At 67.8% G+C, this 8,745-nt stretch carries 10 protein-coding genes; 3 read left to right on the forward strand and 7 right to left on the reverse strand.

The features are described from left to right. Window positions 1–9 precede the first annotated feature (9 nt). The 3 genes from B8460_RS23735 to pgmG all read left to right on the forward strand — a co-directional run bounded on the left by B8460_RS23735 (window position 10) and on the right by pgmG (window position 2,574). Window positions 10–177, forward strand: coding sequence for a DnaJ domain-containing protein (locus tag B8460_RS23735; RefSeq protein WP_373855728.1), 168 nt, complete (start codon window positions 10–12; stop codon window positions 175–177). Window positions 178–285: 108 nt separating this feature from the next. Continuing rightward, window positions 286–1,155 (forward strand): UTP--glucose-1-phosphate uridylyltransferase, encoded by an 870-nt coding sequence (locus tag B8460_RS07045; protein ID WP_048860875.1) that lies wholly within the window; start codon window positions 286–288, stop codon window positions 1,153–1,155. 9 nt (window positions 1,156–1,164) lie between these two features. Continuing rightward, entirely contained in the window at window positions 1,165–2,574 is a 1,410-nt protein-coding gene (gene pgmG, locus B8460_RS07050) for a phosphoglucomutase/phosphomannomutase PgmG (RefSeq protein ID WP_048860876.1), read from the forward strand. A 52-nt stretch (window positions 2,575–2,626) separates the two neighbouring features. Here the strand turns inward: pgmG and B8460_RS07055 are convergent, their stop codons facing one another. The 7 genes from B8460_RS07055 to secY all read right to left on the reverse strand — a co-directional run bounded on the left by B8460_RS07055 (window position 2,627) and on the right by secY (window position 8,586). Then, complete coding sequence (locus B8460_RS07055; RefSeq protein ID WP_048860877.1) at window positions 2,627–3,862, reverse strand: ABC transporter substrate-binding protein; 1,236 nt, start codon at window positions 3,860–3,862, stop codon at window positions 2,627–2,629. 198 nt (window positions 3,863–4,060) lie between these two features. Next, window positions 4,061–4,483, reverse strand: coding sequence for a 50S ribosomal protein L17 (gene rplQ / locus B8460_RS07060; RefSeq protein ID WP_048860878.1), 423 nt, complete (start codon window positions 4,481–4,483; stop codon window positions 4,061–4,063). 12 nt (window positions 4,484–4,495) lie between these two features. Further along, window positions 4,496–5,527 carry a DNA-directed RNA polymerase subunit alpha gene (locus B8460_RS07065; RefSeq protein WP_048860879.1) on the reverse strand — a complete coding sequence of 344 codons (1,032 nt, stop codon included), beginning with the start codon at window positions 5,525–5,527 and terminating at the stop codon, window positions 4,496–4,498. A gap of 60 nt (window positions 5,528–5,587) precedes the next feature. Further along, entirely contained in the window at window positions 5,588–5,986 is a 399-nt protein-coding gene (gene rpsK, locus B8460_RS07070; protein WP_048860880.1) for a 30S ribosomal protein S11, read from the reverse strand. A gap of 61 nt (window positions 5,987–6,047) precedes the next feature. Further along, entirely contained in the window at window positions 6,048–6,425 is a 378-nt protein-coding gene (gene rpsM, locus B8460_RS07075; protein ID WP_048860881.1) for a 30S ribosomal protein S13, read from the reverse strand. A 155-nt stretch (window positions 6,426–6,580) separates the two neighbouring features. Beyond that, on the reverse strand, window positions 6,581–7,237 hold the full coding sequence (locus tag B8460_RS07080; protein WP_048860882.1) for an adenylate kinase: 657 nt from the start codon (window positions 7,235–7,237) through the stop codon (window positions 6,581–6,583). Then, window positions 7,234–8,586, reverse strand: coding sequence for a preprotein translocase subunit SecY (secY, locus tag B8460_RS07085; RefSeq protein ID WP_048860883.1), 1,353 nt, complete (start codon window positions 8,584–8,586; stop codon window positions 7,234–7,236). The genes B8460_RS07080 and secY overlap by 4 nt, the downstream gene beginning before the upstream one ends. Window positions 8,587–8,745: the final 159 nt, after the last annotated feature.

Here is an 8,745-nt window from a genome sequence, read left to right on the forward strand (position 1 = left end):
GCGGGGCGCATGACGCGCGAGGAGGCCTTCGCGGTGCTCGGGCTGCCGCCCGGCGCGGCGCCGGAGGCGATCCGGGCCGCGCATCGGCGGCTGATGCGGGCGGCCCATCCCGACAGCGGCGGCAGCGACTGGATCGCCTCACGCATCAATCAGGCGCGCGACGTCCTGCTCGGCTGAACCGGCCCGGCCGTGCCGCGTTGGCGTGACAGCGCCGCCTTGCCGGGCGGCGGGGCGGCGTGTCAGGGTCTGGCGACGCGACGCCCGCCGATCACGAGGAATCCCAGTTTGCCCAAGCCATTGCGCAAGGCTGTGCTGCCGGTCGCAGGACTCGGCACCCGCTTCCTCCCGGCGACCAAGGCGATCGCCAAGGAAATGCTGCCGGTCGTCGACAAGCCCCTGATCCAGTATGCGATCGAAGAGGCGCGCGCGGCCGGCATCGAGCAGTTCTGCATGGTGACCGGACGCGGCAAGACCGCGCTGGTGGAACACTTCGACATCGCCTTCGAGCTGGAGGCGACGTTGCGTGAGCGCGGCAAGACCGAGGCGCTGGCGGCGCTGTCCGTGACCTCGGTCGAGCCGGGGTCGATGGTGACGGTGCGTCAGCAGGTGCCGCTCGGTCTCGGGCATGCGATCTGGTGCGCCCGCGCCTTCATCGGCGACGACCCGTTCGCGATCATGCTGCCCGACGATCTGGTGCTGTCCGACACCCCCTGTCTCAAGCAACTGGCGGATGCCTATGCGCAGACCGGCGGCAACGTGGTCGCCGTCGTCGAGGTGCCGCCGGAGCAAACCAACCGTTACGGCATCCTGCGCACCGGCGCCGATGACGGGCGGCTGGTGGAGGTGACGGGGCTGGTCGAAAAGCCCGCGCCGGCCGATGCGCCGTCGAACCTGTCGATTATCGGCCGATATGTGCTGATGCCGGAAGTGATCGGCGAGCTGGCGCGCATGGAACGGGGCGCCGGCGGCGAGGTACAACTGACGGACGGCATGGCGGGGCTGATCGGCCGGCAGCCGTTTCACGGTCTGCGCTATGAAGGCCGCCGGTTTGACTGCGGCGACAAGGTCGGGTTTCTGGAAGCGCAGCTTGCCTTCGCGCTGCGTCGGCCTGATCTCGCGCCGGCGGTGCGCGCGTTCCTCAAAGATTACTGTTAGGCGGATGGCATGAGTTTCCGGCACGCGTTCGATCCGACTGTCCTGCGTGAATACGATATCCGCGGCATCGTCGGGCGCACGCTGCATCCCGCGGACGCCTTCGCGATCGGGCGGACCTTCGGCAGCATCGTCGCCCGCAACGGCGGCTCGCGCGTGTTCGTGGGCTATGACGGGCGCCTGTCCAGCCCGGACCTGGAACCGAAGCTGGTCGAGGGGCTGATGGCGAGCGGGATGACCGTGGTGCGGATCGGCCGCGGTCCCACCCCGATGCTGTATTTCGCCGCGACCGTGCACGAGGCGGACGGGGCGGTGATGGTCACCGGCAGCCACAACCCGCCGGACTATAACGGCTTCAAGATGATGCTCGGACGCAAGCCGTTCTATGGCAGCGCGATCGCGGCCCTCGGGCACGCGGCCGCCGCCGGCGACGTGGTGGACGAGGCGACCGGCCAGCAGTCGCACATGGATGTGTGCAAGGACTATGTCGCCCGCCTGCTTGCCGACTGGGACGGCGGCGACCGGATGCTCAAGGTCGTCTGGGACAACGGCAACGGCGCGGCGGGCGAGGTGCTGGAGCGGCTGGTGGCCGGCCTGCCGGGCGAGCACATCGTGCTGAACGGCACCATCGACGGCCGCTTTCCCGCCCACCATCCCGATCCGACGGTCGTGCAGAACCTGCAGCAGCTGATCGCCGCCGTCCGGGCGGAGGGCGCGGATATCGGCGTGGCGTTCGACGGGGACGCGGACCGCATCGGCTGCGTCGACGATCAGGGCGTGCCGCTGTTCGGCGATCAGCTTCTGGTCGTGCTCGGGCGCGACGTGCTGCGTGACCGGCCGGGAGCCACGATCATCGCCGACGTGAAGGCGAGCCAGGTGCTGTTCGACGAGATCAAGGTAGCGGGCGGCAACCCGCTGATGTGGAAGACCGGCCACAGCCTGATCAAGGCGAAGATGGCGGAGACGGGCGCGCCGCTCGCCGGCGAGATGTCGGGGCACATCTTCTTCGCCGACAAATGGTACGGTTTCGACGATGCGTTGTACGCGGCGGTCCGCGTGCTGGGGATCATCGCGCGCCTCGACAGCCCGCTGTCGACGGTGCGCCGCGCCCTGCCGCAGGTGGTCAACACGCCGGAGCTGCGGTTCGACTGCGACGAGGCGCGCAAATTCGCGGTGATCGAGGAAGTCGCCGGCCGGCTGCGCGAGGCGGGCGCGCAGGTGGCGGAGACCGACGGCGTGCGCGTGCTGACCGAGGACGGGTGGTGGCTGCTGCGCGCATCGAACACCCAGGCGGTGCTGGTCGCGCGCGCGGAATCCAAGACCGAGGCCGGGCTGGAGCGGCTGAAGGCGTCGCTGGTCGAGCAGCTTGCGGCCTCCGGCCTCGCCGCGCCGGATTTCTCCGGCGCCAACGCGGGCCACTGACGCCGACCCGCCGGGCGCCCGGCCCCGGGGAGCCCCGTCGCGAGGGGTGGGGCTAGGCTTTCACCATCTTGCAGCCGCCATCGGCCATCGGGCGGAATGCCCTGTCGCCGGGGGTGGTGGCGAGCAGCTTCCAGATATCGTGCTTGCCCTTGCTCTCGCCGGGGGCATTCACCTCGAAGAGATAGGCATCGTGGATGCACCGGCCGTCGGCGCGGATCATGCCGTGGCCGAAGCAGTCGTCATCGGTCGGCAGCTTCTTCATCATGTTGACCGTGGCAAGCCCCGACGCCTTGGCCTGCGCGACGCCGAGCGCCTTGGCCGCCTTGAGATAGTGCAGGGTGCCGGCGTAGTCGCTCGCCTGGATTTCGTTCGGCCAGAGCCCGGGCGACGCCGCCTGCAACCGCTTGACGAAGGCGCGGGTACGGTCGTTGAGGTCCCAGTAGAAGGTCGAGGTCAGCACCAGCCCCTTCGCCGTTTCCAGCCCGAGCGCCTGCACGTCGGTGGTGAAGACGACCATGCCGGCCAGTTTCTGCCCATGCTCGACGAGCCCGAACTCGTGTGCCTGCTTGACGCAGTTCACGAAGTCGCCGCCGGCGTTGCAGAAGGCCACGACCTTGGCGCCGCTCGACTGCGCCTGCACGAGCTGGGCGGAGAAATCGGTGGTGGCGGGGAACGGATAGACGACGGAGCCGATCACCTTGCCGCCGCCAGCCTCGACCGCCTGCGTCAGGTCACGCTGCAGGTTGTGGCCGAACACGTAGTCGGCGGTGATGCAGAACCAAGTGGTGCCCCCCGCGCGCGTCATCGCCCCGCCGGTGGAGTGCGTCTCCTCCCACGTGTCATAGGGCCAGTGCACGAAGTTCGGCGAGCAGTTCTTGCCGGTCAGGTCCGCCGAGACGGCGCCGGTGTTGACGTGAACCTTGTTCTTCTCACGCGCAAGATTGGCGATGGCGCCGGCGATCGCGCTGTTGTTGCAGTTGGTTATGACATCGACGCCGCCGCGGTCGAACCATTCGCGCCCGATGCTGACGGCGACGTCCGGCTTGTTCTGATGGTCCCCGGCCACGACCTCGACGGCGATGTCGGGATTGGCCGCCATGAACTCAGCCGCCGCCTGTTTCGTGCAGGTGATGCTGCCCTCGCCCGCGTCGTCGCGGTACTGACCCGACAGGTCGGTGAGGACCCCCACCTTCAGCGTCGGCTTCGTGGCCGCGCGGGCGCGGGGCACGGCCACCGCGCCGGCGGCGACGAGCGTGGACGCGATGAAGGTGCGGCGGGTCGGTTGCATGCTGGTCCCTCGACATCGGGGCGGCGGCGGCGCGCGCCCGGAACCGGGTCGTAGGACAAAGATATGTCAGCGGCAACCTGCGCCGGCCGCCTGCCAAACCTGCCGCGGGCGCAACGGACGATAGCAAAAAGAATGGGGAGCGAACGGAAGCGCCGGCAGGCCGTTTCGTATGCGACGAAGCGGCCTGCCGCGCCGCGGCTATTCCTCGCCTTCGTCGGCGGCGGTCTCGGGCTTCGGACCGCTGTCCTGGCCCTTGGCAGCCGGATCGCGATCGACGAGTTCGATCACCGCCATGCTCGCCGCGTCGCCATAGCGGATGCCGGCCTTCAGCACACGGCAATACCCGCCGGGCCGCGCCTTGTAGCGGTCGGCCAGCGTGCCGAAGAGCTTGGCGACGATGGTGTCGTCACGCAGCTGGGCATAGGCCTGCCTGCGGGCGTGCAGCCCGCCGCGCTTGCCGAGCGTGATGAGCTTCTCGGCGACCGGCCGAAGCTCCTTGGCTTTCGGCAGGGTCGTGGTGATCTGCTCGTGCTTCAGCAGCGCGACCGCCATGTTGCGGAACATCGCCTGCCGATGGCTGGAGGTGACGCCGAGCTTCCGCCCGGCCATTCCGTGACGCATGTCCCTGACCCCTTAGAACGGCTCTTCCAGCCGCTTTGCCAGATCCTCGATATTCTCCGGCGGCCAGCCGGCGACCGTCATGCCGAGCGACAGGCCCATCGAGGACAGGACTTCCTTGATCTCGTTCAGCGACTTGCGGCCGAAGTTCGGCGTCCGGAGCATTTCCTGCTCGGTCTTCTGCACGAGATCGCCGATATAGACGATGTTGTCGTTCTTCAGGCAGTTCGCGCTGCGGACCGACAGTTCGAGCTCGTCCACCTTGCGCAACAGGTTGCGGTTGAACGGCAGATCGTCCTGCGGTTCCTCGGTGCGGAGCTGCTGCGGCTCGTCGAAGTTGATGAAGAGCTGCAGCTGGTCCTGGAGGATGCGCGCCGCCAGGGCGACGCTGTCCTCCGGCGTCACCGCGCCGTTGGTCTCCACCGTCAGCAGCAGGCGGTCATAGTTGGTCACCTGCCCGACGCGGGTGGGCTCGACCTTGTAGGACACCCGGCGGACGGGCGAGTAGATGCTGTCGACCGGTACGAGACCGATCGGCGCGTCCTCGGGCCGGTTCTCGGACGCGGGCACATAGCCCTTGCCGACGTTGACGGTGAACTCCATCCCGAACTTCACCCCGTCATCCAGGGTGCACAGCACGAGGTCGGGGTTCATGATGTCGATGTCGTGGCCGGTCTGTATCTGACCGGCACGCACCTCGCCCGGGCCGGTCGCCGTCAGCGACATGCGCTTCGGCCCCTCGCCGTGCATGCGCAGGGCGAGCTGCTTGACGTTCAGCACGATGTCGGTGACGTCCTCGCGGACGCCGGGGATGCTGCTGAACTCGTGCAGGACGCCGTCGATCTGCACGGCGGTCACCGCGGCGCCCTGCAGCGACGACAGCAGCACGCGGCGGATGGCGTTGCCGAGCGTCATGCCGAAGCCGCGCTCCAGCGGCTCCGCGATCACGGTCGCCGTGCGGCTGGGATCGGCACCCGGCTCGACCTCAAGCTTTTCGGGCTTGATGAGGGACTGCCAGTTGCGCTGGAGTGCGGCACTCAATCTCATTGCATATACGCACGCATCGGCCCGGGAATCCCCCGCGCCGGCGTCGCGTCTCCCTGCTGTTCAGACCCGACGGCGCTTGCGCGGACGGCAACCGTTGTGCGGGATCGGCGTCATGTCGCGGATCGCCGTGATGGCGAAGCCGACCGCCTGCAAGGCACGCAGCGCGCTCTCACGCCCGGAGCCGGGGCCGCTCACCTCGATCTCGAGCGTCTCCATGCCGTGCTCGCGCGCCTTCTTGCCGGCATCCTCGGCCGCCACCTGCGCCGCATAGGGCGTCGACTTTCGGCTGCCCTTGAAGCCCTGGCTGCCGGCCGACGACCACGCGATCGCGTTGCCCTGGGCGTCGGTAATGGTGATCATCGTGTTGTTGAAGGACGCGAGAACATGGGCGACGCCCGACGTGATGTTCTTCCGTTCCTTCCGGCGCATGCGCGTCGTGGCTGTCGCGGCTCTCGCCATAGGTCTGACTGTCCTCGTCTCGAAATCTGCTGATGGGACGGCGGCAGGGTCCGCGCGGACCCTACTTCGTCACCTTCTTCTTGCCGGCGATCGCGACCGCCTTGCCCTTGCGGGTGCGGGCGTTCGTGTGGGTCCGCTGACCACGCACCGGCAGGCCGCGGCGATGGCGCAGGCCGCGATAGCAGCCGAGATCCATCAGACGCTTGATGTTCATCGCAACTTCACGCCGGAGGTCACCCTCCACGCGATAGTCGCGATCCACCATCTCACGGATGCGGAGGATTTCCTCGTCCGTCAGCTGGTTCACCCGCCGGTCGTCCGGGATCCCGAGCTTGGTGCAGATTTCCTGCGCCTTTGCCGGCCCGATGCCATAGATGTAGCGCAGGCTGATGGTCACCCGCTTGTTCGTGGGTATGTTCACCCCGGCAATACGCGCCACGCAGAGCCTCTCCTGTGCGCAGGGGACTGACCACGGCATAGGTGCCTGGCCCGATCACTCCCGCGAATGACAGCAAGCGGTGCCCGCTCAGGCGGGTCACCGGGAGCGCGGATGTAGCCGCGCTTGCCCGGCGGAGTCAATGCGCTGGCTTCAAATCAGCGTGAAAGCCTGCTCAGCGTCTGCTCGATGGATGCGGTCACCGCGTCGATGTCCGCCATCCCGTCCACCGCATGATAGACGCCGGCGGCCTGGTAATGCGGGATGATCGGGGCGGTCTGGCGGTGATAGGCCTCCAGCCGGGTCTTGACCGTCTCGCGATTGTCGTCCGGCCGGCGGGTGAAGTCATGGCCGCCGCAGACGTCGCAGGTCCCGGCGACCTTCGGCGGATGGAAGGTATCGTGGTAGCCGGCGCCGCACTTCGCGCAGGTGAAGCGCCCGGCGATGCGGTCCACGAGAGCCGCGTCGTCCACCGCGAGTTCGATCACGGCATCCAGGGTCAGCCGCTTTTCGGCCAGCAGCCGGTCGAGCGCCTGCGCCTGCGGCACGGTGCGCGGGAAGCCGTCGAGGATGAAGCCGCGGGCGCAGTCCGGCTGTTCGACCCGGCCGCCGAGCATGGCGATGATGATCTCGTCGGACACGAGGGCGCCCGACTCCATCACGGCCTTGGCCTTCCGCCCGATCGGCGTGCCGGCGGCCACCTCCGCGCGCAGCATGTCGCCGGTCGAGATCTGGGCGATGCCGTGCTTGTCCTGCAGACGCTTGGCCTGCGTGCCTTTGCCCGCGCCGGGCGGTCCTAGAAGAATGAGATTCATCGGCTTTTGACGGCAGGACGCCCCTTCACGCGCGCCTTACGGATCAGTCCCTCGTACTGGTGCGCAAGCAGGTGGGACTGGATTTGGGTCACGGTATCCATGGTGACCGACACGATGATCAGCAGGCTGGTGCCGCCGAAGTAGAACGGCACCGAATAACGGCTCATCAGGATTTCCGGCAGCATGCAGACGGCCACGAGATACAGGGCGCCCACGGTCGTCAGCCGGGTCAGGATGTAGTCGAAATACTCGGCCGTCGCGCTGCCCGGTCGGTATCCGGGGACGAAGCCGCCATATTTCTTCAGGTTGTCCGCCGTCTCCTGCGGGTTGAACACGACCGCCGTATAGAAGTAGCTGAAGAAGATGATCATGAACGCATACAGCGCCATGTAGAGCGGACGGCCATGCGCGAGCTGCCCGGCGATGGTGCTGAGCCACGCGGGGCCGCCGGTGGCGAACCCGGCGATGGTCGCGGGGACCAGCAGGATCGAGCTGGCGAAGATCGGCGGGATCACGCCGGAGGTGTTGATCTTCAGCGGCATGTGGGTCGAGTCGCCGCCGAACATGCGGGTGCCGACCTGTCGCTTCGGATACTGGATCGGCACCCGGCGTTGGGCCTGTTCGATGTAGACGATGCCGGCGATGACGCCGATGGCGATGACCAGGAACGCTACCAGGAAGATCGGGCTCAGGGCGCCGGTGCGCGCCATGTCGAGCATGCTGGCGAGCGCGTGGGGCAGGTTGGCCACGATGCCCGCGAAGATGATGAGGCTGGTGCCGTTGCCCACGCCGCGGGCGGTGATCTGCTCACCGATCCACATCAGGAACATGGTGCCGCCGACCAGCGTCACGACGCAGGAAATCCGGAAGAACCAGCCCGGGTCGATCACGGCCGCGCCAAACGAGCCGTGCATGTTCTCGAGACCGAAGGAAATGCCGTAGGCCTGGAAGGTGGCGATCAGCACCGTGAGATAGCGGGTGTACTGATTCATCTTCTTCCGCCCGCTCTCCCCCTCCTTTTTGAGGGACTCGAGCGACGGGATGGCCGAGGTCATCAGCTGGATGATGATGCTGGCGCTGATGTAGGGCATGATGTTCAGCGCGAACACGGTCATGCGGCCCAGCGCGCCGCCCGTGAACATGTCGAACATGCCCAGGATGCCGCCGCCGTGCTGGTTGAGCATCTCGCCCATCACCGCCGCGTCGACGCCCGGCACCGGGATATAGGTCCCGATACGGAAGACGATCAGCGCACCCAGGGTGAACCAGATGCGCTTCTTGAGCTCGGTCGCCTTGGACAGCGTGCCGAGGTTGAGATTAGCCGCAAGTTGCTCGGCCGCAGAGGCCATCGGACGTCCCCGGTTCTGACCTTGGCCGCAATGTAGTCATTCGCCGGCCGCCCTGCAAAACCGGACGGCCGGCCGGGGCGCCTCAGTTGGCGGCCGCCCCATCCTCGGGCGCCGCCGGCGCGGCCGTGGTGGTCACGCTGCCGCCGGCCGCCTGCACCG

Origin of the sequence: Acidisphaera rubrifaciens HS-AP3, from assembly GCF_000964365.1 — a bacterium.
Taxonomy (GTDB): Bacteria; Pseudomonadota; Alphaproteobacteria; order Acetobacterales; family Acetobacteraceae; genus Acidisphaera; species Acidisphaera rubrifaciens.

Bases quoted from the DNA above. Each gene is read 5' to 3' on its own strand.
- B8460_RS07065 (WP_048860879.1), bottom strand. From the start codon at position 5,527: ATGAGATTGAGTGCCGCACTCCAGCGCAACTGGCAGTCCCTCATCAAG.
- secY (WP_048860883.1), bottom strand. From the start codon at position 8,586: ATGGCCTCTGCGGCCGAGCAACTTGCGGCTAATCTCAACCTCGGCACG.
- B8460_RS07055 (WP_048860877.1), bottom strand. From the start codon at position 3,862: ATGCAACCGACCCGCCGCACCTTCATCGCGTCCACGCTCGTCGCCGCC.
- B8460_RS23735 (WP_373855728.1), top strand. From the start codon at position 10: ATGACGCGCGAGGAGGCCTTCGCGGTGCTCGGGCTGCCGCCCGGCGCG.
- rpsK (WP_048860880.1), bottom strand. From the start codon at position 5,986: ATGGCGAGAGCCGCGACAGCCACGACGCGCATGCGCCGGAAGGAACGG.
- B8460_RS07080 (WP_048860882.1), bottom strand. From the start codon at position 7,237: ATGAATCTCATTCTTCTAGGACCGCCCGGCGCGGGCAAAGGCACGCAG.
- rplQ (WP_048860878.1), bottom strand. From the start codon at position 4,483: ATGCGTCACGGAATGGCCGGGCGGAAGCTCGGCGTCACCTCCAGCCAT.
- pgmG (WP_048860876.1), top strand. From the start codon at position 1,165: ATGAGTTTCCGGCACGCGTTCGATCCGACTGTCCTGCGTGAATACGAT.